This window comes from Streptomyces sp. NBC_01788 (assembly GCF_035917575.1).
Classification (GTDB): domain Bacteria; phylum Actinomycetota; class Actinomycetes; order Streptomycetales; family Streptomycetaceae; genus Streptomyces.
On the sequence record NZ_CP109090.1, the window covers coordinates 6504066 to 6523717 of the forward strand.

Sequence of the window (19652 nt, forward strand, 5' to 3'; positions counted from 1 at the left end):
CTCTGGCGGGCACCGCCGCCGAAGACATCGCAGCCCGCCGCCGCGCCCTCGGAGACCCCTCATGAACCACCGACCCGACCCCGCCGGCGAGCAGGTGGCCGTTGCAACCGCGCTGCTGATGGCGGCCATCACCTTCCGGGACCTGACGAGCTCCATGCACCCGACCGTCGCCGCTGCGATGCCCCCGGACCTCCGCAACCGAGTCACCTCCCACCGCTACCAGGACGCGTTCAACAGGCTGCCCGAGCACATCCGCGCCGCCGCCCACGAAGCCGTCCTCGCCGACCCGGACATCATCGCCGCCCGCCAGATACACGCTGAAGGCCAGTCATGAACCACCGCCCCTACCCGAACGCCGACCGCGCCCTGCACCAGGTGGAGCGCGGCCGCGCGCCCGAGCCGACGCGCTGCCCGGTCTGCGACCACCACGTCAGCCGCCACGCCCTCGAGGACGGGCAGCCCGTCTGCACACGAGGCAAGGGCCCGGTCTCCTGCCAGGACTGCGCGGAACTCTGGACGCGCATGCCCGCCGTCGCTGCCATGGCGGAGTTCGGCCGCACCCTCAGGCACGGCACCGCCCGCCTGGTCCTCGTGGATCACCCGCGCCGGGCCGGGAAGTCCGCGGCCGCTGCGGCGGCCGTCGACCAGGCGGTGAAGGCCGGCCGGCACGTCCACGTCGCCGGCGGCGACGGCATACGGTGCGCCGGAGGAGACGAAGCTTGCTCCCTGCCCCGCAAGAACCCGATCGTCCTCGCCCGAGTTGTTCAGACCTGCATTACCAACCCCTCGCAGTGGAACGCCTGGACCGTCGACGGCAAGTACCTGTACCTGCGCTACCGGTTCGGCGTCGGCATCGTGTCCACGACCCCGCACTTCCGGACGCGGCCACTCGTCCGCTTCGAATATGGCGGCCAGTACGCCGGCGCCATGCGCCTCGCAGAGTTCTGCGAGCACGCCGGCCTCCGACTCGCCGGTGATGCGGAGGTGACCGGCCAGTGATCAAGGGAGTCCTGCGCGAACCCAACGGCGCCCCCGTCGTCGTCCTCGGCCTGTCCGGCGAGAACATGGCCCGCCTCATGGCCGACGAGCCGATCGTCGTCCAGCTCGCCGAGCTCGGCCTGCCGGCCCTGCGCATCCTGCTCATGGGCGGCCGCACCGAAGCCGACCTCACCGCCCAGCTCACCGAGAAGTTCGGGCCGCCGCGGAAGACCATCAAGCAGGAGCCGGACCGGTGACCGCGCCGATACCCCGGCCGCCGGGCGTGTGGCGTGCGCTCGCCCGGGACGGCCACCTGAACCCGGAAGAACGCGCCGTCCGGGACGCGGTCGTCGCCGCCCACACACCGGCCGACCCGCCCGCCGACACTCCGGCACAGCCCGCGGCTGTTCCTGACGGCGCCGCGCCACGAAAAAGGCTCGCCCCCTTCCAGTCGCTCATGGACCGCACCGGCTGGAAGGCGGTCCTCACCCGGACCGCGGACCGGGCCCGCCTCGAGGCGGGCCAGCCCGACGGGGCCGCCGTCGTACTCACCGCCGTACGCGGCCAAGACATCAGCGCCTACGTGCTGCCCGCCACTCAGAAGGCCGTGCCACGCTGGCGCGCCATCCACCCCACAGACCTGGCCGCCTTCCTGACCCGCCGCCAGGTCATCGACCCGCACCTTCCGCCCAGCCTGTGCGCGTGCGGGAAACGCCGCTACCCGACCGCGGCCCGCGCGAAGGCCGCCATCGTCGACGTCACGATCCACCGCGTCGTCAGACAGCACGGCCTCCAGTACGAGCGGCGCGCCTACCGCTGCCCCGCCGACGACCTGGTCTGGCACCTCACCAGCCTCCCCGCGTGGTACGACGACAAGAAGCTCATGCACCGGAAGACCCGATGACCGCGTCCTCGGGCGCGAAGATCACCACCATGCCAGCCGCACTCATGTCACAGATCTGACATGAAATGTGCGCATCGCATTCATTAACTTCACACCAGACTCACAATGGCAGCCGTCAGCACCAGAGTTGGGGGAACCATGCACGCCAGAACCGCACTTCTCATCGTTGCTGTCCTCGCGGGCACACTGACCGCATGCGGTGGAACCAGCACAGGTTCGCAGGCTGAGCGCCCGAAGAACGCGGCCCCCGCAGCGCCAGCAGAAGCAGCGCCGGAATCGAAGCCGGCTCCCAAGGCGGTCGGTAAGTACGAGCAGACGTGGAAGACGCCCTACTCGGACACCCCGTGCGGCGACTACCTCAACGAGATGAACGGCCACGAACGATGGGTGACCGCAGCCGACATGCTCGCCGGCGCACGTAAGACCGACGGTGGGAACAGCCTGCCAGCCGACTCGGAAGTCTCTCGCTTCCAGAAGGACGTCAGTACCGCCTGCCAGGGCAGCGCGGACATCACGATTACCGAAGTCGGGGCCGCCCTGTACCTCATGGATCCTAGCTACAAGCCGTAGCCCAGCACGGCCAACACCACAACGCCGCGCATGCGCTGCTGGACGGTCTGGTGCCGCCCGCGTGGCCGGGACGCTGAAGCGCAACCCGGCCGCGGCGGTCGGCGCGCCGGTCAGCGAACCGCCGAGCTCGCGACTGTCCGCAAGGTCGACGACAGATCCCCCGTCGCGGTGGGGCTTCTTGTCCCAGACGGGGGAGTGCATGGCTGATGACCTTCGGCGGTTGGTACGGGTGGGGCGCTTCATGGCGCCGATGGCGATACGGGCGGCGAGGGAGGCCGTGTCGATGACCCACCGGCCGGCGACCTTGGCGGCGGTGATGGCTCCGCGGCGGCACCAGGTGCGGATGGTGGCGGCGGTGCTGGTGTTCATCGTGGGCTCCCTCCCCTTGCCGTGACTCGCCGCCCGGCGCGGCTACGGCAAGGCCGCAGGCGACTGACCGCCAATCGGCATGCGCTGCCCGGGAGCCCCGGACAGGGAGAGGCGTAGCTGGTGGCTCCTGCGTAAACATGCGCATCCACCCCCACTCGATGAGGTGGTGCTGCGCGCTTTCTGCCACTGGCAACCGCCGCGGGAACCTAGCGTGATTGCTCCCAACCTACCTAGGCAGAGGAGTAGAACCGTGATCATCCTTCTTCCCGACGGGCCCGGCTCGTGGCACCCCATCATCCTCGGATGACCCCTGCGCGCCCTGGGGGCTGGGCTCCCCGGGGGCACTTCGCAGACCAGACGGTGAGCGTCGGGGATCCCGCAACGTCCCCCTCATCACGTAGAGGGAATAGGTGAGACCGGGCCGGCCTACGGGCGACTGCACCGGCAGGCTGCCGCGAGCCTGAAGAGCGGCCCCTGTCATGCCGCCCGCCGAGACGAGGCCCCCGCCATCACGGCGGGGGCCTCGCCGTACGCGGGCACCACCCCGCGCGCCGAGTCGGACCAGCCAAAGCACAACATCAGCACCTGTGACCCTACGGACCCAGGCCCGCGAACTCTCCCCACCGGAAGGCGCACCCAGGTGTCCGTCATGACGCCCAGTATGCGACTCCGTCCGTCGCCGCCACGGACTGTGGACTCGCACCACTGCGGTACGGAGACAGGCGGACGCGTGCATGGCGCGCCGGGCGTGCCGCTCGTAGGCTGATCCTGCTCGGGGCCTGTCGCGGAGGTCTGCCATGCCCCGAACTATCTGGAGCGGCGCGATCAGCTTCGGCCTGGTCACGGTGCCGATCCACCTCCAGTCCGCCACCGAAGACCACAGCGTCCGTTTCCACCAGTACCACCTGGAGGACATGGGCAGGGTGCGCGTGCGCAAGGTGTGCGAGCTGGAGAACCGCGAAGTCACACAGGACGAGATCGGCAAGGGCTACGAGTGGTCCCGGGACCAGGTCATCCCCATCAGCGACGCTGAACTCGACAACCTTCCGCTGCCCACCGCGAAGGCCGTGGAGATCGAGGCGTTCCTCCCGCTGGAATCCATCGACCCGATCCGGATCGGCGAGGGCTACTACCTGGCCCCGGACGGGCAGGTCGCCGCCAAGCCGTACAAGCTCCTGCGGGAGGCCCTCGGCCGCTCGTCCCGGGTAGCGGTCGCCAAGTGGGCATGGCACGGCCGCGAGCGCCTCGGCATCCTCCGGGTACGCGACGACGTCCTGGTCCTGCACCTGATGCGCTGGCCGGACGAGATCCGCGACTCTGCCGAAGTCGCCCCGCCCGCAGTCCAGGTCAGCGACGACGAGATCGACGGCGCCCTCGCCCTCATGGAGACGATGGCGCGCGACGACCTCTCCGGCGATGAGTTCCGCGACACGTACACCGAGGCCCTGGAGCAGATCATCGAGGCCAAGCGCGAGCACCGGGCGCCGCCCGCGATGCCGGAGCCGGAAGCCGAGCCGGGGCAGGTGCTGGACCTGATGGCGGCGCTGAACGCGTCCGTGGAGAAGGCGCGCGCCTCGCGCGGCGAGGGCGAGGCCGACGTGCACGAGATGCCTGCGCCGAAGAAGACCGCCGCGAAGAAGCAGCCGGCCAAGAAGACGGCAGGGAAGAAGACTGCGGCGAAGAAGCCGGCCCGCAAGCCGCGCAGCGCCTGACCTCGGTCCCCGCACGACCGATCGTAGGGCCGCCGACGAACCGACGGCGGCCCTGCAACGACGAGGACTTCATTTCTACGAGGTGAGCGCGTTCAGTGCGATCCGCATCCGGCGAATAGTTTCCGCGTCCTGCCGTTGCTCCTCTTCCAGGGCCCTGATCTTGTCTCGTCCTTCAGCACACTCACGCCGTCGGCAGATGTCACCGACCGTCTGCTGTGGCAGCGAGCTGACTGCCGGTGACGGCCCTCTCCATCCCTTCTCGGCCATCAGCCGCGCCACGTCCGCACGGAACAGTCGCGCCGACCCCCGTGATCCCTTGTGGTCGGCGATGCGCAACTCGCCACGGTCGATACATCCACGCAGCATGGCGCGGGTGATCCCCGCCATCGTGTACGCCTCGACCTGCTGAATGATCTCTTCTTCGCCCTGAGGCAGATGCATCTGGTCGTTCGCCATGACCAACCAACCAGCCAGCCGCCATCGAGGACACCATCCCGCGGCGACGGCCACCCGAGTGGCGGACAGAGAACCACATCAGCGACGGCAACCGGCGTCCTGCTCCATCAGCCAAGGCGCGCCGCCCAGGGCCGCTCCAGCGTCAATCCGTCGCCGGCCACACCTCAGGCCCGCCGCCATGCCACTCCACCAAGGGCGACATCGCCACGTCCAGCTCATCCAAGCCCTCCAGGCCGGCCCGCTCCAGGAAAACCGACAGGTCACGCAGGCTGTACGCCGTGCCAAGGATGGTCCCATCGGCGCGCACCCGTCGGCCGCCGCCTTTCCCGGGCGGGTCCACGATCACGCGAGCAGCCATGCCACCATCCTGCGGCCGGACCGTACAGGACGCATCGCGGCGTGGGTCAGTCGAGGATGCCGAGCACGGTGTCCGGGTGGCAGTGCCCGCACGCCTGCACCCCCTCGGTGAGCGCCCGCACCGCCACGTCCCGCGGCACGCCCCTCCACCGCTTACCCGCCATGTGGCAGCCGCCCACGTGCACCGCCACCGGCAGGGAGTCTCTGTTCAGGCCCTGCTCCAGGATCCACTCCGGCACAGGCGGCCGGGCCTCCATGCCGCGCCGCTGCTCAGCCTCGCGCCGTTCGACGTCGGCGATCCGCTGCCGCACCCGCTCCAGGCTGTAGACCAGCCACGTCTCCAGAGTGCGGAGGCGAGGCAGATCCGGGGGCAGGTCGTTCACACGTTCGATTCTATGATCGGGGGGTGAGACCGCAATCCACCGGGACCGCGCCCGAGTGCTACCACCTGACCCTCACCGCCGGCGGCCGCCCAGCCATGCATGGCTGGTGGGGGAGCGAGGCGACCGCCCGCCACAAGGTCGCGAGCTGGATCGGCGAGTACGGCAGCCTGCCCGGCGCCCGCATCACCCTCACCGACGAGGCCACGGGCACCACGTTGACGACCTGGCCAGACGAGCCGTGACCCTCTGCCAAGACGCGGAGGATGGCTCGGCGCCCCCTCCCCGGCCCGCGGCCTCGCCCTTCGGCACATCATGCGGAAGAACCGCAACGAAGTGCCGCCCCACCTTCTCCCCGCCGCTCCGCCGAGCAGTGCGTACCCGAAGAATGGCAAGGCTCCGGCGCAAGCGATGCGCCGGAGCCCACAGCGTGACCGTCGGGTTAGTAGGCGACGTACCCCTCGCTGTAGCCCCAGAAGTCAAGGTAGAACTTCGTACCGCTGAGGACATTCGTAGCCGCCACGCCCCAGGTGCCCTTCTTGAGTGAGTGCCACCCGTTGCACGTGCCCGTCTTGAGGAAGCAGGTCTGCACCAGCATGTCGCGGTCAGTGGGCTTGACGTTGATGTCGGTGCAGTTGGACGTAGCAGTGGCGTAGGTCCCTCCGACAGGCCACTCCCAGGAGTCATTGGTGTAGTAGGTCTTGGCGCTGCCGTAGCAGGTCGCGGCGCTGGCCGGCGTGCTGGTGACGGCGGTGAGTCCACCACCCGTCAGAACAGCGGCAGCCAGGACGGTCATGGCGCGTGAACGGATGCGCACGTTTTTCCCTCCCCCTTGTGTGTGCCGGTAAGGCCTGTGCCCCCTCGCTGCCAGTCAGCTGGTACCGGCGTCGTGCAGTGTGGCAGTTCCCAACTTACGTGTAAACAGGCAGTGTTGAGTCAATCCAAAGACAGTAAAGATGCAGGAGTAGGACGGGCGGCGATGTTGGTGAGGACGTCGTTGATGCGGACGGAGTGGACGCCGTCGGCGCAGTCGAGGAACTCGCTCCAGGTGGCCAGGGCGGTCTCGGTGTTGCCGCGTTTGAGCTGGACGTGGCCGAGATCGGCGAGGGCGATTGCGCGACGCCACGCCCGTCATCCTCGCCGCCGCCCTCACCGCCTGCGACAGCAGCCCGCAGGCCAAGGCGGACAGCAAGGCACCGGCCGCCGCGCACCACTACACCACCGGGCAGGACATCGCCGACGACCTCAAGGCCGCCGGGTTCACCGTGACCAAGCCCCGAGAGAACACCGACGGCTCGTACATCGCCGACGTCGGCGGCACCGCCTACGACTTCACAGTCACAGACAAGACCCACCAGCCGGCGCCCGGCGACGCCGGCATCAACCTGTTCCCCAACCCCGAAGCCCTTAAGGCGTGGATCCCGCTCTCGAAGTCCTTCGGCGGCGTCGCCGTGACCGGCGACACCTGGGCGGTCAGCCTGCCTACCACCAGCAAGACCGCCCGTACCGACAGTCAGCGCCTGGCGCCGAAGGTTGCGGAGGCCCTCGACGGGACCGTGCAGCAGTGAACCTCAGCGCTCAAAACGCGCCCCGGGCCATGTGCTACTCCCGCCCGTCCTCCCTCGTTGCGACGTCGCCGGCGTAGTGCAGCTGCACGCCCGGCTCGAAGCCTTCCTGCTCGATCACCGTGTCGGTGCTGTTCAGCTTGTACCGGCAGTGAGTGGCCGCCGCGGTGGGGTGTGGCAGACGAATCTCGCCGACGCCCTCGGTCATCGCTCCGTTGTCGCCCTGGTGCGGGCCGCTCATCACGTAGTAGCGCATGGCGGGCACTCTGCATCCGGCCGCGTGGATTCGCAAACCGTCTCCTAAATGCCCAGCTCGCGCACAACAGACGTTAAGCGACGGGCCGTTGTCAGCCCCTCGTGCCATGCTGCACTTCAACTATGTGAAGGAGGTGAGTAGATATGTCGAAGAAGCAGCAGGCGGCCGTCGTCATGGTCGCGGCCCTGGCCGGGCAGGCGTACCTCGGCAAGGTCGCCAAGCAGCAGGGGACGGCCCTCGGTCTGTCTGTCGTCGCGATCAGCCTGATCGGTCTTGCCCTGACCCAGGCCCTCGGCTGACCGAGGCGCGAGGGTCCCGGCCCCCCCGTGCCCAGCAGGGAGGCCGGGGCCCTCGCGGAATCCACGGGCCACCGTATGGATATCCGTGCGGTGTGCCAGGGCGCACCAACAGCAGAATCACCCCCTCCCCCGTTGAGTCATGGAGTTCCCATGCCGTCATCGCTTGACCCGCTGACCGTGCAGCGGCTCGCATACGTCCGGTACCTGTACCGAGAAGGCATCGAACAGAGCCGACAGCCAGCCCCACTCCGGTCCAGGGCCGTCACTTCCTTCCACGATGCCGTCGAAAACTATGTCGGCCTCGTCGCGCAGCACCTGGGTGTCGAGCTACCCCGGGCCACAGAGTTCCTTGGTTACTGGGCAGCGATCAAGCCGAAGTTTGAGCTGCCCAAGAAGGAACCCATGCGCCGGCTGAACGACGCGCGCGTGGCCCTGAAGCACAACGGCACCTTCCCGTCCAACCATCAGATCGACCAGGCCCGGGAGACGCTCGCCGACTTCTTCACCACTGTCACACCCAAGGTGTTCGGAGTCGATTTCGATTCAATCGAATTGGTTGACCTGCTAACGCAGCCTGAGACCGCGCGGCTCGTTCGAGAAGCACAGACACACGCCGACATCGGCGACTACGCCATGGCTATGGCGGGGCTGGTGCTCGCCTTCGACGCTCTCCTGGATCACTATGCAATGGGTGACCGACCTGCAGGGAAGTCGCCCTTCAGATTCGGCCCGCGCTTGTACCGGACGGATGTGGTTCAGTTTAAGCTGAGTGAATTCGCCATGAATGCGCAAGACGCTCTCCGCGTGATCAGCCTCGGCATTGACTATCCGAGCATGGCTCGCTTCAGGGTGATGGCGCCGCCGGTCTACGGCTACGGCGATGGCAGCCAACGCTTCGTGGACCTCCACTCGGTGCGCGCGCTGAGCGCGGATGACTACGACTGGGCGCGGCACTTCGTGATCGAGTCGGGTCTCCGGGCCTCTCGGGCTGATGAGATCCGCGGGATGCAGGAGCGAGCACACGAGCTGAACCGGAGCCCGACGGAGCCGTTCGGGGAACGCTCGTGGACGGGGCCGGTAGAACCGAGGTCAGACGAGGGAGTGCCCGTCTTCGAAGACGAGGCGCTGGCGGAGCGAACGTCTTGGTCTCGACCGCCCGCGTGAGTCCAACTCGATGGGCAGCCAGGCACACTGGACGCGTGACCACCGCGCGCACCGGCAGAGACGGCCGGCCCCTCGTCACCACGGCCATGGCCGCCTACTCCCTCGGCATGAAGCCCAGCAGCTTCCGCAGCTGGGCACGCCGCCACAGCATCACCGCCACCACCTACCAACGGGAGCCCGGCACCACCGGCCAGGCCCCCGCACTGTGGGACCTCGCCGACCTCACCGACGCCATGCGAAACAAGAACGCCGCTTGACCAAAGATCACCTGACACGCATCATCAGTCATGGTGCGCGTACTGCCTCATGAGCCCGGCCACAGAGCCGGGCTCCAGCACGTCCGGGGCCCACTCCAACACCGGGGCTGAAGAACCACGGGGCCCACTTCAACACGGGGCCCGAACCACAAGGGGCCCACCAGCACGGGCCCCCAGACACCACACCCCCACTCGCGCCCCACGCCGCAGCACACCACCACGCGCAGCTCACCGCGCCACGCCCGGGACACCCGGGCCCATCGACACAGGGGGCCGCACCAACGGGGCCCCCGACCACCGGCACCCACCCGGCGCACCCCCCCCGGCAGCGCCCTCACACCCGGGCCCACGACAGACACCCACCCCCGGGGCAACACACCAGCGGCCCCCACCCGCCCCGAGTGAGGTGACCATGGCCAGCAACAACAGCAAGAACACCACCCAGGCCGGCTACGGCTACACCCACCAGTCCCTACGCCGCGCCCTCCTACCCTCTGCCTACGGCAAGCCGTGTCCGCACTGCCAGCAGCCGATGCTGCCTGGTCAACCGCTCGACCTTGACCACACAGCTGACCGAACCTCGTATCGAGGTTTCGCTCATGCCTCCTGCAACCGCAGCGAGGGCGCACGCCGCGGCAACGCCCAGCGCAGCGCCCGGCGCACCTGGCGGACCTCCCGGCAGTGGTAGCCGACCCGACCGGCCGGCCCCTGGCTCCCGTATTCCTCAACTCGCCCCGCCGTAGCGCCCGGCCCGGCAGGCCGCAGCGATCAAGCCTCTGACCTGCGCGAATGCTTGATCGCTTCGTCTCGGTGATCTTGCTGCGCCTCGTCGGAGGTGGTGGGGCCGGGGGTAGGGGGGTGGGGTCGCCACGTGATCATGGCGCCCACTGACCCCGCCCCCCTTCAACATTTCTCTCCCTGGGATTTTCGGCAACGTAACAAGGGCCCCTCCGGAATTAACCGGAGGGGCCCTGCGGTGGAGATCTTGAGTTCTTGAGGCTTCGAGCCTGACCCGGTCGGTGTTCCGTTCCCGGTGGCTCCGTTCTGCCTGTGGAACTAAGCATGGCAGTACGGCAGTTGGGTGTCAACCCGAACAACTCCCTTCTTTCCAACATCTTTTGGGGCACACCGGCAGGAAAGGGGGTCGGGCGTGAAGAAGCGTTGCGAGGCCTGCGGCGAGTCCTTCGAGGCGAAGCGGACGACGGCGCGGTTCTGCTCGGACCGGTGCCGGATGCGTGCCCACCGGCGGCCCGCCGAAGGCGACCAGCCGGCCCCCGTAACGTCACAGCCCCCGGTGCAACGCGAAGACGGGACCGAGTCGCTCGCGGCGGCCGCGCGCGGCGAGCTCGCCGCGGTGGGCCGGGACCGTACGGCGGCCGGCCAGGCCGTGCTGGTCCTGGCCCGGCGGATCGACGCGAACAGCGCGGAATCCGGCTCGTCCCTGGCAGCGATGGTCCGCGAGTTCCGGGCCGCGCTGGCCGGCGCCCTCGAGGGCGCCGGGGAGGCCGTGGACCCGGTCGACGAACTGCGGGCGCGGCGTGACCGCAAGCGTTCTGGTTGAGCCGGCCTACCGCAGCGAGCCAGAGTGGCACAGGACGCTGGGCCCGGAGGTCGCCGACCTGTCGAGGTTGGCAGGGTTCGCGCCGGATCCTGAGCAGCAGCTGATCCTCGATGCGACGTTCGCCATCGACAAGCGGGGCAAGTCGGCATCGTTCGAGGTCGCCGCAGTGGTGGGCCGGCAGAACCTGAAGACCGGCACGATGAAACAAATGGCGCTCGGCTGGCTGTTCGTCACCGAAGAGCGGCTGATCGTCTGGTCGGCGCACGAGTTCCGGACGGCGCAGGAGTCGTTCCGGGACATGGAGCAGCTGATCGAGTCGTCGTCGTATCTGTCGCGGCGGGTGAAGCACATCCACCGCGGCAACGGCGACGAGGCGATCGAACTCCACGGAGACCGGCGGCTGATCTTCAAGGCGCGGACGAAGGGCGGCGGCCGCGGCCTGTCCGGCGACAAGGTCATGCTGGACGAGGCGTTCGCGCTGCAGCCGATGCACATGGGTGCGCTGCTGCCGACGCTCGGTGCCCGCCCGGACCCGCAGGTCGTATACGGGTCGTCGGCGGGCCTGGCCGAGTCGGTGGTGCTCCGCGGGATCCGAGACCGCGGCCGGGCCGGGCAGGATGCGCGCCTCGCCTATTTCGAGTGGTGCGCGCCGCCGCCGGCGGAGGCCTGCCGGAACGGCGTGAAGTGCACGCACGCCCTGGACGCTGTCGGCTGTGGCTGCGACCGGCCGGAGTTCTGGGCGATGGCGAACCCCCAGCTCGGCCGGCGGATCAGCCCGGTCACGATGGCGTCGTTCCGGCGGGCGCTGCCGCCGGCCGAGTTCGCCCGCGAGCACATGGGCTGGTGGGACGAGCCGGTCGGCGGGCTGGTGCCGATCAGCGCGGACGCGTGGAAGGCGTGCGCGGACGAAGGGTCGGCGGTGCAGGACCCGGTTGCCATGGCTGTGGACATCACCCCGGACCGGTCGATGTCCGCGATCGCGATGGCCGGGCGCCGCGCGGACGGCCTGGTCCACGGCGAGCTCGTCGATCACCGGCCCGGGACGGGATGGGTCGTCGACCGGCTGGTGGACCTGGCGAAGAAGTGGCGGCCGTGCGTGCTGGTGCTGGATCCCTCGAGTCCGGCCGGCTCGCTGGAGAAGGCGCTGAACGAGCGCGGCTTCAAGGTCGAGCCGGTCGGCGGGGAGTGGCGGCTTCAGCTGGTCGGGTCCCGCGAGTACGCGCAGGCCTGCGGGGCGTTCACCGATGACGTCACCAATGGCCGGTTCCGGCACCCCGACCAGGGTCCGCTGAACAAGGCCGTGGAAGGGGCGGCGACACGGCCGCTCGCGGAGGCGTGGGCGTGGTCTCGCCGTAACAGCCAGGACGACATCTCCCCGCTGGTGGCGGTCACGCTGGCTCGGCACGGACATGCCGCGTTCGGGGTGGCCGAGCCGGTGGAGCCCTTCTTCATCCGATGACGACAGGAGAGGTGGGCGGCGCCGGTGGCGGTGTGGGTTGGCCCTGACGCGTTCGACGAGATCACCGAGCAGGCGCGGAAGGTCCGGTTCTGGCGGACGGTGCTGACCGTCCTGGCCGGGCTGCTGTTCGGGGTCGGCTGGCTTGCGGCGAAGGCCTGTGGCGTGCTGTGGCTGGCGGTGGCGTGGGCCGGGACCGCGGTGAAGGTCGGATGGCAGGAGGCGCGCCGTGGGGCTTCTTGACCGTGTCTCCGCCGCGATGGGTGCCGGCGCGCGCCGGCGGGACAGTGCCCCGCTGGGGCTGGATGAGTGGGCGCAGTTCTTCACGTTCGGCGGTCTGAACTATCCGATGGTTCAGACGACGATGAACGCGATCAACGAGGAACAGATCGCGCTCACCTCGTCAGCAGCCTTCAAGAGCAACGGGCCCGTGTTCGCCCTGGTCGTCGCCAGGCTGCAGGTGTTCTCCCAGGTGCGGTTCCAGTGGACCCGCTTCGAAGCCGGACAGCCCACCAGCCTCTTCGGATCCACGGAGCTGGGGGTGCTGGAGCGGCCGTGGCCGGGCGGCACCACCGGCGACCTGCTCGCCCGCATGGAGGTCGACGCCTCCCTCGCCGGGAACGCCTACATCCGCCGCACACGAGCGGACCGGCTGAACCGGCTGCGCCCGGACTGGGTCATCGTCGTCCTCGGCTCGAAGGAGAACGCCGACCACCCGTCCGAGGCCGCAGACGTCGAAGTCGTCGGGCACGTCTACGACCCGCCCTCCGGGCCGATGAAGTTCTTCCCCATCGACGGCAGCGAGGGCCGTATCGCGCACTACGCGCCGCTGCCCGACCCCGACTTCCACTTCCTCGGCCAGTCGTGGATCACCCCCGTCATCCGGGAGATGCAGGGCGACAGCCTCGCCACCGAGCACAAGGCGCGCTTCCTGACGAACGCCGCCACACCGAACATGGCGATCAAGTTCGACCCGTCGGTGTCGCTGAAGCAGGTCCGCGACTTCAAGGAGCTCATGGAGGCCGAGCACAAGGGCGCCTGGAACGCCTACAAGACCCTGTACCTGGGCGGCGGCGCGGACGCGAAGGTCATCGGCAAGGACTTCCGCGAACTCGACTTCGCCGCAACGCAGGGCAAGGGCGAGTCCCGGCTCGCCGCCGCAGCTGGCGTCCCCCCGTCCTGGGTCGGGTTTTCCGAAGGCCTCCAGGGGTCAAGTCTGAACGCCGGAAACTTCACGGCCGCACGCCGCCGCTTCGCCGACGGCACCATGCAACACCTGTGGAGCAACGCGTCCGCGAGCCTGGAGCCCCTCCTCACCCCGCCCGACGCCGGCGCGAGCCTCTGGTTCGACACCAAGGCCGTCGCGTTCATGCGCGAAGACGCCGGCGACCGGGCCGCGATCGCGCAGAAGGAAGCCTCCACCATCACCGCCCTCGTCAGGGACGGGTTCACCGCCCAGTCCGCGATCGACGCGGTCATGAACCAGGACTGGACCAGGCTCCAGCACACGGGCCTGACCTCCGTGCAGCTGCAACGCCCCACCGACGGCGTCCAGCCCATGCCGAAAATGGAAGGAGCCGGCCCGTGACCGGACAGCTCTACTCGCGCGTATTCGCGCTGGACGACATCGCCATCCGGGCCGGCGGGGACGGCCGCACTGTCACCGCATACGCCGCCGTCTTCGACAGCCCTGCCGAGATCCGCGACCAGGACGGCCACTACCAGGAGCAGATCTCCCGCAGCGCGTTCGACAAGACGCTGAAGGAGCGCGCCGGCCGCGTCGGCGTGTTCTACAACCACGCCCGCACCCTGCACGGCACCCCCAGCGAGAAGGGCTCGGTGCCGATCGGGACGCCGCTGGAGGTCCGCCCCGACGGGCGCGGCCTGCTCACCGTCACCCGGTACAACAAGACGCCGCTGGCGGACGACGTCCTCGAGGCGATCCGCAACGGGGACATCACCGGGCAGTCCTTCACCGGACGGTTCATCAAGTCCGACCCGAAGGGCCCCTACCTGCCGGCGCGGGCCGGTGACCTGACGCTGGTCACGCGGCAGGAGATCGCGCTGATCGAGTACGGGCCCACCCCGATCCCCGCCTACCACGACGCCGAGATCGTCGGAGTGCGAGCGGACGGCACCGCCGCCGACCGGGGCAACATCGACACCCCCAACGCCGCCGACCTGAACACCGAGGCCCGCGCCTACGCGGCCGCTGAGGGCTGGGCGATGGAAGACGGCTCGTATCCGGTCCGGCCGCTGGAGATGCACGGCCGCCAGGACCTCGAAGCCGCCATCCACGCCGTCGGCCGCGGCTCCGGATCCCACGACCAGATCCGCGCGCACATCGTCAAGCGCGCCCACGCCCTCGGCCTCCAGGCGCTCATCCCCGCCGACTGGCCGGGCACCCCCACGACTTCCGGCGGCAGCACGACCGGCACCGCCGCCGGCAACACGACCAGCACTTCGGGCCGGACCGAGCCCGCCAACGGCACTCCAGCCGCCCCCAGCACTGGAGCCGCCACCGGCAGGACCGAGACCACGCACGGAGCCGCGACCGAGCCGCGAACGCACTCGGTGACCACCCAGACCAGCACATCCCGGGAGGGAACCATGGACGACCGCATGACGGTCGAAGAGCGCGCCGCGCGCCAGAGCGAGATCCGGGCGCGGCTCCAGGAGATCGAGGGCGAATACTCGGGCGCGACGATGCCCGACGAGATCCAGACCGAGTGGAACGGGCTCCTGGAGGAAAACGACGAGCACGGGCGGGCCATCGCCGAGTCCGAGCTGCGCAGCGCCCAGCTGCGTGCCGTGCTCGACAACCCGACCGCGACCGAGCGGGTGGCCCCCACGACGGTCGGCTACGGCGGCCGCGCCCCGGCAGTCATCACCACCCGGGACATCTACGACCTGACCGAGGCCCGTTCGCAGGCGCGCTCCCTGGAGGAGCTGCCGGGCATCTACCGGGACCGGGCGATGCGCGCCATTGAGCTGTCGCAGTTCCCGGGCATGGAGTCCCGGGAGGACGCGCAGACCCGCGCGGCCTACCTGGTGGAGACCATCGACGACGAGCACGGCACGCTCGCCCGGCGCATGCTCCAGACCGGCAGCCCCGTCTACAACCGGGCGTTCGGCAAGATGATCAGCGCGCTGTCGCAGAACGGGCTCACCGCGGAGGAGTCCCGCGCGCTCCAGCTCGGTGTCGACGCGTCCGGCGGCTTCGCGGTCCCGTTCCAGCTGGACCCCACCGTCATCCTGACGAGCGATGGCACGATCAACCCGCTGCGGGAGGTCGCGCGGATCGAGCAGATCGTCGGCAAGGAGTGGGATGGCGTCACCTCCGCCGGCGTCACCGTCACGCGTGGCGCGGAGAACGACGAGGCCCCCGACTCGTCGCCGACCCTCGCCCAGCCCAAGGTAGTCACGCAGCGCGTCCAGGGCTTCGTGCCGTTCAGCGTGGAGATCGAGCGGTCGTGGAACGCGATGCGCTCCGAGATCACCATGCTGCTCCAGGACGCCAAGGACACCGAAGAGGCGACTTCGTTCGTTCTCGGTGACGGCACCGGCACGAACGCAGGCGGCATCATCGGCACCCTGCCGTCGAACCGCCGTGTCTCCTCCGCTGCGACCGGCACCCTCAGCGTCCCCGACGACATCTACGCCGTCGAGGAGTCGCTGGCGCCCCGCTTCCGGGCCCGCGCGTCGTGGCTCGGCAACAAGAGCATCTACAACCGGATCAAGTCCGTCGCGGCCACCATGGGCGGCCTGTCCAACGACCTGTGGGCGCGGCTCGGTGCGGGCCTGCCGCCGGAGCTGGCTGGCTACGCCGCCCGCGAGCTGTCCTCGATGAAGGACTCGATCGCACCCAGCGGCGGCGGGAACAACCTGGTGCTGCTGTTCGGCGACTACAAGCGGGGCTTCCTCATCGTCGACCGCATCGGCATGAGCATCGAGCTCGTCCCGCACCTGTTCGGGCCGAACGGCCGCCCGACCGGCCAGCGCGGCATCTACGCCTACTGGGGCAACAACTCCAAGATCCTCGTCCCGCAGGCGCTGCGCGCCCTGAACGTCGTCAGCCCCGCCTGATCCGCGCCGGGCCCCGGCCACACGGCCGGGGCCCGACCTCATGAAAGGAGCCTGCGATGGCAGGAGAGATCCTCGTCGCGAAGGTGAGCGCGTCCGTGATCCACGGCGGGCGCACCATCATCCTGACGGCCGGGAAGACGACCGTGCGGGCCGGGCACGCGCTGCTGACCGGCCGCGAGCACATGTTCATGCCGCTCCACGTCGACTACGACGTCGAGGCCGCGGGGGAGCCGGGTGACGACTCGGGCGGGGAGCCGGAAGGGGCCTTGGCCCAGACGATGCGCGCGAGCGTCGCTCCCGACGACACCGAGGCCGCCCCCGAGGACGCCGAGTCGGAGCCGGAGCAGGCCCCCGAACCGGAGCCGGCGCCGCGGCCGGACGCGAAGACCGTACGGGCGTGGGCGGCCGAGAACGGCGTCGATGTGCCCGCCCGCGGCAAGATCCCCGACAGCGTGTACGAGCAGTACCAGGCCGCGCAGGACTGACGCATGGCCATCGTCACGCTCGCCGAGGTCAAGGCGCAGCTGAACAACGTGGACGACACGGACGATGACACTGAGCTGATGCTGTACGCGGACGCTGCCACCAGCGCCCTCGAGGAGCACAAGCACGAGGTCATCGAGCGCCGGGAGTTCACCGAACAGGTCACCGCCGGGGGATCGGTGCTTCGGCTGTCCCACACCCCTGTCGTCGACCTGGTCTCGGTGGTCGGCGTGGACAGCGGGCAGGAGTGGGACACGTCCCGGCTGCGTGTGAGCCCGTCCGGGCTGGTGCGTGTCCTGTCCGGCCCGGCACTAGTGGGCGCCCTGGAGTTCACTTACACGGCGGGGCCCGCGGTGCCACGGCCGGGCGAGAAGCTGGCAGCGCTGATCGTCATCCAGCACCTGTGGGAGACGCAGCGCGGCCGCGCCGGCGCCGTCTATGCCGGCGACGTCGTGGTCCCGGCCGGATACGCCATCCCGAACCGCGCGGCCGAACTCCTGGGCGCGCCCACCCCGGTGGTGGCGTAGATGGCCAGCCCCAGCCCGTCCCGCGTCCCGCAGCTCATCGACAACTACCTGGCCCGCCTCGCCGCCGCACCTGGCCTGTCCGGCGTGAAGATCGTGGACGGGCCTCTCGTCAGTCTCTCCGGGGCCAGGGAGTGGCTGTTCGTCGGCTACGACGGCGACCCGGAAGGCGAGGCCAACGTCGCCTCGACCACGCAGACGTGGGCGGGCCTGGGCGCTCGCGCGAAGAACGAGGAGATCCAGCTGACCTGCGCAATCCTCGTGCGGAGGGGGTCCACCGCCGTCAGGCCGCTGCGGGACCGCGCGTTCGCGATCTTCGCCGAGGCCGAGGCCGTCGTGCGGGCTGATCCGTCCCTCGGCCTGCCCCCACCAACGGTGTGCAGCATCACCGAGACCGCCTTCAGCGCGCCGCAGACCGACAAAGGCATCGAAGGCCGGCTGGCATTCACTCTCGCCACCCTCCCAACCCGTATCTGACCCCCAGCAAGGAGAACCCCATGGGCGCCGTACGCCTGCGCAACCTCGGGGAGGCCGTGCACCTGTACGCGCCCCCCGGGAGCCCCCAAAGCCTGCCCGTCGACGCCGGGCAGGTCATCACCGTCGCCGGGCCGATGACGGAGACCGACGACGCCTACGTCTGCGGCGCGGACGGCCACGAGCGCGCCTTCCCCAAGTCGCAGTGGGCCGTCGAAGCACCGCCGGCCCGCGCCAAGAAGACCGCCGCCACGGCGGCTGCTGAAGAGAAGGGCGGCGACAGCTGATGCCTACCGGATCCGGGCTGGACGCCCAGCTGGTCGTAGCGGAGGAATCCGTGTGGGGCACCAGCGTGACCCCCACCGCCGCCTACGAGTTCAACGACGAAGGCCTGAAACTCGAACCCAGCTTCCTTGAGCCCACGGGCCTGGGGGCGGGCCGCAAGTACAAGCGGGCGAGCAGGGTCAGCATCTCCCGCCGTTCGGTGTCCGGCGACGTCACCATGGAGCACTCGACTCGCGGCATGGGCCTGTGGTGGAAGCACGCCCTGGCCTCCAACGCCACCCCGGTGCAGGTCGCCGACGGTGACGCCTACGAGCAGGTCCACGTCCCGGGCGACTTCCGCGGCAAGGGTCTCACGGTGCAGGTGGGCCGGCCGGAGCCGTCGACCGGCCTGGTCCGCCCGTTCACGTACTCCGGCTGCAAGGTGTCGCAGTGGGAGTTCACCGTCTCCGACAACGGCATCCCCACGCTGAAGCTGACGGTGGACGGCCGCGACGAGGACACCACGAAGGCGCTCGCCGCCGCCGCCTACCCGGCCGGCGCGCACGTTTTCTCCTTCGCTGGGGCGTCCCTCAAGCTGGGCGGCACCGCCGCCACATCGTCGGGAAAGACCACGGTGACCGGCGCGCAGGCGATCGCCACCGTCGTCACCGAGGTGTCGGTGTCCGGTGAGGCGCCCATGGCCACGGAGCGGTTCGGCATCGGCAACAGCGGCTTGAAGGCGGAGCAGCTGGAGAACGACACCCCCACCATCACCGGGTCGCTGAGCGCGGAATTCAACAAGACCGAGCTGTACGACCAGTTCGTCGCGAACGCGACCATGCCGCTCGTGCTGGCCCTGGAGGGTGAGGAGATCGAGTCCGGGCAGCGGGAGCTCCTGGAGATCATCCTCCCCGCCACCAAGATCAAGGCGGCAGCGCCGAACGTCGGCGGCCCCGACATCGTCGAGATGAGCACGGACTTCGAGGCCTACGACGACGAGGTCAACCCCCCGATCCAGGTCCGCATCATCGCGAAGGACACCGCATGATCATCAAGCTGACCGTGCAGGGCGCCGTCTACGAGGTCGACGCCCAGCGACTGCTGCTCGCCGAAGCGCGCGAGCTGAAGACGTACACCGGGTTCACACCCCCGAGGTGGTTCGAGGCGCTCGACGACGCCGACCCGGACGCGACCGCCTACCTCATCTACCTGGCCAAGAAGCGGGCGGGGGAGGCGTTGCGGTACAGCGACCTGGACAGCCTCGACTACGCGGACATCGAGCTCGACATCATCGAGCCCGGCAACGCCGACGGCGAGAGTCAGGGCGAGGCGGCGGCCGCGGGTGAGGGCGCTGCGGGGGCGGGGCCGGACCCTACGCCGGCCTCTGGCCAGAGTGGGACGATCCCGAGCGACGGTACTGGGAGTACCTCGGTGCCCTCGCCTACCGCTTCAAGTACACCCCAGCCGACATTGGCGCCCTGACGCTGGACGAGTTCGACGTGCTCGCCGAACTCTGCGACCAGCTCGCGAAGGAGTA

The 19652-nt window shown here is 69.6% G+C and carries 29 protein-coding genes; 24 read left to right on the forward strand and 5 right to left on the reverse strand.

Annotated features, from left to right (window positions below):
* The first annotated feature begins 61 nt into the window (after positions 1 to 61).
* The 7 genes from OIE49_RS29560 to ku all read left to right on the forward strand — a co-directional run bounded on the left by OIE49_RS29560 (position 62) and on the right by ku (position 4533).
* Positions 62 to 334 carry a hypothetical protein gene (locus OIE49_RS29560; RefSeq protein ID WP_326804935.1) on the forward strand — a complete coding sequence of 91 codons (273 nt, stop codon included), beginning with the start codon at positions 62 to 64 and terminating at the stop codon, positions 332 to 334.
* Positions 331 to 999, forward strand: a complete 669-nt coding sequence (locus OIE49_RS29565; RefSeq protein ID WP_326804936.1) for a hypothetical protein — start codon at positions 331 to 333, stop codon at positions 997 to 999. Before OIE49_RS29560 ends, OIE49_RS29565 begins: the two co-directional genes overlap by 4 nt.
* Positions 996 to 1235, forward strand: a complete 240-nt coding sequence (locus OIE49_RS29570; protein ID WP_326804937.1) for a hypothetical protein — start codon at positions 996 to 998, stop codon at positions 1233 to 1235. Before OIE49_RS29565 ends, OIE49_RS29570 begins: the two co-directional genes overlap by 4 nt.
* The gene (locus OIE49_RS29575) at positions 1232 to 1882 is read left to right on the forward strand and encodes a hypothetical protein (RefSeq protein WP_326804938.1); all 651 of its coding nucleotides are present in this window, start codon (positions 1232 to 1234) and stop codon (positions 1880 to 1882) included. The genes OIE49_RS29570 and OIE49_RS29575 overlap by 4 nt, the downstream gene beginning before the upstream one ends.
* 138 nt (positions 1883 to 2020) lie before the next feature.
* The gene (locus tag OIE49_RS29580) at positions 2021 to 2452 is read left to right on the forward strand and encodes a hypothetical protein (RefSeq protein WP_326804939.1); all 432 of its coding nucleotides are present in this window, start codon (positions 2021 to 2023) and stop codon (positions 2450 to 2452) included.
* Between the two features lie 199 nt (positions 2453 to 2651).
* Entirely contained in the window at positions 2652 to 2846 is a 195-nt protein-coding gene (locus OIE49_RS29585; RefSeq protein ID WP_326804940.1) for a hypothetical protein, read from the forward strand.
* Between the two features lie 772 nt (positions 2847 to 3618).
* Entirely contained in the window at positions 3619 to 4533 is a 915-nt protein-coding gene (gene ku / locus OIE49_RS29590) for a non-homologous end joining protein Ku (RefSeq protein WP_326804941.1), read from the forward strand.
* Between the two features lie 75 nt (positions 4534 to 4608).
* Here the strand turns inward: ku and OIE49_RS29595 are convergent, their stop codons facing one another.
* From OIE49_RS29595 to OIE49_RS29605, 3 genes are all read right to left on the reverse strand, one after another.
* The gene (locus tag OIE49_RS29595; RefSeq protein ID WP_326804942.1) at positions 4609 to 4989 is read right to left on the reverse strand and encodes a hypothetical protein; all 381 of its coding nucleotides are present in this window, start codon (positions 4987 to 4989) and stop codon (positions 4609 to 4611) included.
* Positions 4990 to 5131: 142 nt separating this feature from the next.
* A complete protein-coding gene (locus tag OIE49_RS29600; protein ID WP_326804943.1) occupies positions 5132 to 5347 on the reverse strand; it encodes a hypothetical protein in 216 nt (71 codons plus the stop codon).
* Between the two features lie 46 nt (positions 5348 to 5393).
* A complete protein-coding gene (locus OIE49_RS29605; protein WP_326804944.1) occupies positions 5394 to 5729 on the reverse strand; it encodes a DUF6233 domain-containing protein in 336 nt (111 codons plus the stop codon).
* 23 nt (positions 5730 to 5752) lie between these two features.
* On the opposite strand from OIE49_RS29605, the gene OIE49_RS29610 reads away from it, so the two are divergent.
* A complete protein-coding gene (locus OIE49_RS29610) occupies positions 5753 to 5971 on the forward strand; it encodes a hypothetical protein (protein WP_326804945.1) in 219 nt (72 codons plus the stop codon).
* Between the two features lie 197 nt (positions 5972 to 6168).
* On the opposite strand, the gene OIE49_RS29615 is transcribed toward OIE49_RS29610, so the two are convergent.
* On the reverse strand, positions 6169 to 6543 hold the full coding sequence (locus OIE49_RS29615) for a hypothetical protein (protein WP_326804946.1): 375 nt from the start codon (positions 6541 to 6543) through the stop codon (positions 6169 to 6171).
* A gap of 295 nt (positions 6544 to 6838) precedes the next feature.
* Here OIE49_RS29615 and OIE49_RS29625 point away from each other — a divergent pair, with 295 nt between their 5' ends.
* On the forward strand, positions 6839 to 7294 hold the full coding sequence (locus tag OIE49_RS29625; RefSeq protein ID WP_326804947.1) for a hypothetical protein: 456 nt from the start codon (positions 6839 to 6841) through the stop codon (positions 7292 to 7294).
* A gap of 34 nt (positions 7295 to 7328) precedes the next feature.
* On the opposite strand, the gene OIE49_RS29630 is transcribed toward OIE49_RS29625, so the two are convergent.
* Positions 7329 to 7547: a hypothetical protein gene (locus OIE49_RS29630; protein ID WP_326804948.1), complete on the reverse strand. Its 219-nt coding sequence runs from the start codon at positions 7545 to 7547 to the stop codon at positions 7329 to 7331.
* Between the two features lie 143 nt (positions 7548 to 7690).
* Between OIE49_RS29630 and OIE49_RS29635 the strand changes: the two genes are divergently transcribed.
* The 15 genes from OIE49_RS29635 (at position 7691) to OIE49_RS29705 (ending at position 19597) form a co-directional block, all read left to right on the forward strand.
* Positions 7691 to 7846, forward strand: a complete 156-nt coding sequence (locus OIE49_RS29635; RefSeq protein WP_326804949.1) for a hypothetical protein — start codon at positions 7691 to 7693, stop codon at positions 7844 to 7846.
* 150 nt (positions 7847 to 7996) lie between these two features.
* Positions 7997 to 9010 carry a hypothetical protein gene (locus OIE49_RS29640; RefSeq protein WP_326804950.1) on the forward strand — a complete coding sequence of 338 codons (1014 nt, stop codon included), beginning with the start codon at positions 7997 to 7999 and terminating at the stop codon, positions 9008 to 9010.
* A 35-nt stretch (positions 9011 to 9045) separates the two neighbouring features.
* Complete coding sequence (locus tag OIE49_RS29645; protein WP_326804951.1) at positions 9046 to 9267, forward strand: hypothetical protein; 222 nt, start codon at positions 9046 to 9048, stop codon at positions 9265 to 9267.
* A gap of 412 nt (positions 9268 to 9679) precedes the next feature.
* A complete protein-coding gene (locus OIE49_RS29650) occupies positions 9680 to 9955 on the forward strand; it encodes an endonuclease domain-containing protein (RefSeq protein WP_326804952.1) in 276 nt (91 codons plus the stop codon).
* 462 nt (positions 9956 to 10417) lie between these two features.
* Complete coding sequence (locus tag OIE49_RS29655) at positions 10418 to 10828, forward strand: hypothetical protein (RefSeq protein WP_326804953.1); 411 nt, start codon at positions 10418 to 10420, stop codon at positions 10826 to 10828.
* On the forward strand, positions 10806 to 12287 hold the full coding sequence (locus OIE49_RS29660) for a terminase (RefSeq protein ID WP_326804954.1): 1482 nt from the start codon (positions 10806 to 10808) through the stop codon (positions 12285 to 12287). The genes OIE49_RS29655 and OIE49_RS29660 overlap by 23 nt, the downstream gene beginning before the upstream one ends.
* A gap of 24 nt (positions 12288 to 12311) precedes the next feature.
* Complete coding sequence (locus OIE49_RS29665) at positions 12312 to 12527, forward strand: hypothetical protein (RefSeq protein ID WP_326804955.1); 216 nt, start codon at positions 12312 to 12314, stop codon at positions 12525 to 12527.
* Positions 12514 to 13872: a phage portal protein gene (locus OIE49_RS29670; protein ID WP_326804956.1), complete on the forward strand. Its 1359-nt coding sequence runs from the start codon at positions 12514 to 12516 to the stop codon at positions 13870 to 13872. Before OIE49_RS29665 ends, OIE49_RS29670 begins: the two co-directional genes overlap by 14 nt.
* The gene (locus OIE49_RS29675) at positions 13869 to 16370 is read left to right on the forward strand and encodes a phage major capsid protein (RefSeq protein ID WP_326804957.1); all 2502 of its coding nucleotides are present in this window, start codon (positions 13869 to 13871) and stop codon (positions 16368 to 16370) included. The genes OIE49_RS29670 and OIE49_RS29675 overlap by 4 nt, the downstream gene beginning before the upstream one ends.
* A gap of 56 nt (positions 16371 to 16426) precedes the next feature.
* Positions 16427 to 16855 carry an Lsr2 family DNA-binding protein gene (locus tag OIE49_RS29680; protein WP_326804958.1) on the forward strand — a complete coding sequence of 143 codons (429 nt, stop codon included), beginning with the start codon at positions 16427 to 16429 and terminating at the stop codon, positions 16853 to 16855.
* Positions 16856 to 16858: 3 nt separating this feature from the next.
* Complete coding sequence (locus OIE49_RS29685; RefSeq protein ID WP_326804959.1) at positions 16859 to 17380, forward strand: hypothetical protein; 522 nt, start codon at positions 16859 to 16861, stop codon at positions 17378 to 17380.
* A complete protein-coding gene (locus tag OIE49_RS29690) occupies positions 17381 to 17854 on the forward strand; it encodes a hypothetical protein (RefSeq protein ID WP_326804960.1) in 474 nt (157 codons plus the stop codon). It abuts the gene before it with no gap.
* A gap of 20 nt (positions 17855 to 17874) precedes the next feature.
* Positions 17875 to 18138 (forward strand): hypothetical protein, encoded by a 264-nt coding sequence (locus OIE49_RS29695; protein WP_326804961.1) that lies wholly within the window; start codon positions 17875 to 17877, stop codon positions 18136 to 18138.
* Positions 18138 to 19163 carry a phage tail tube protein gene (locus tag OIE49_RS29700; RefSeq protein WP_326804962.1) on the forward strand — a complete coding sequence of 342 codons (1026 nt, stop codon included), beginning with the start codon at positions 18138 to 18140 and terminating at the stop codon, positions 19161 to 19163. Before OIE49_RS29695 ends, OIE49_RS29700 begins: the two co-directional genes overlap by 1 nt.
* Complete coding sequence (locus OIE49_RS29705) at positions 19160 to 19597, forward strand: hypothetical protein (RefSeq protein WP_326804963.1); 438 nt, start codon at positions 19160 to 19162, stop codon at positions 19595 to 19597. The genes OIE49_RS29700 and OIE49_RS29705 overlap by 4 nt, the downstream gene beginning before the upstream one ends.
* Positions 19598 to 19652: the final 55 nt, after the last annotated feature.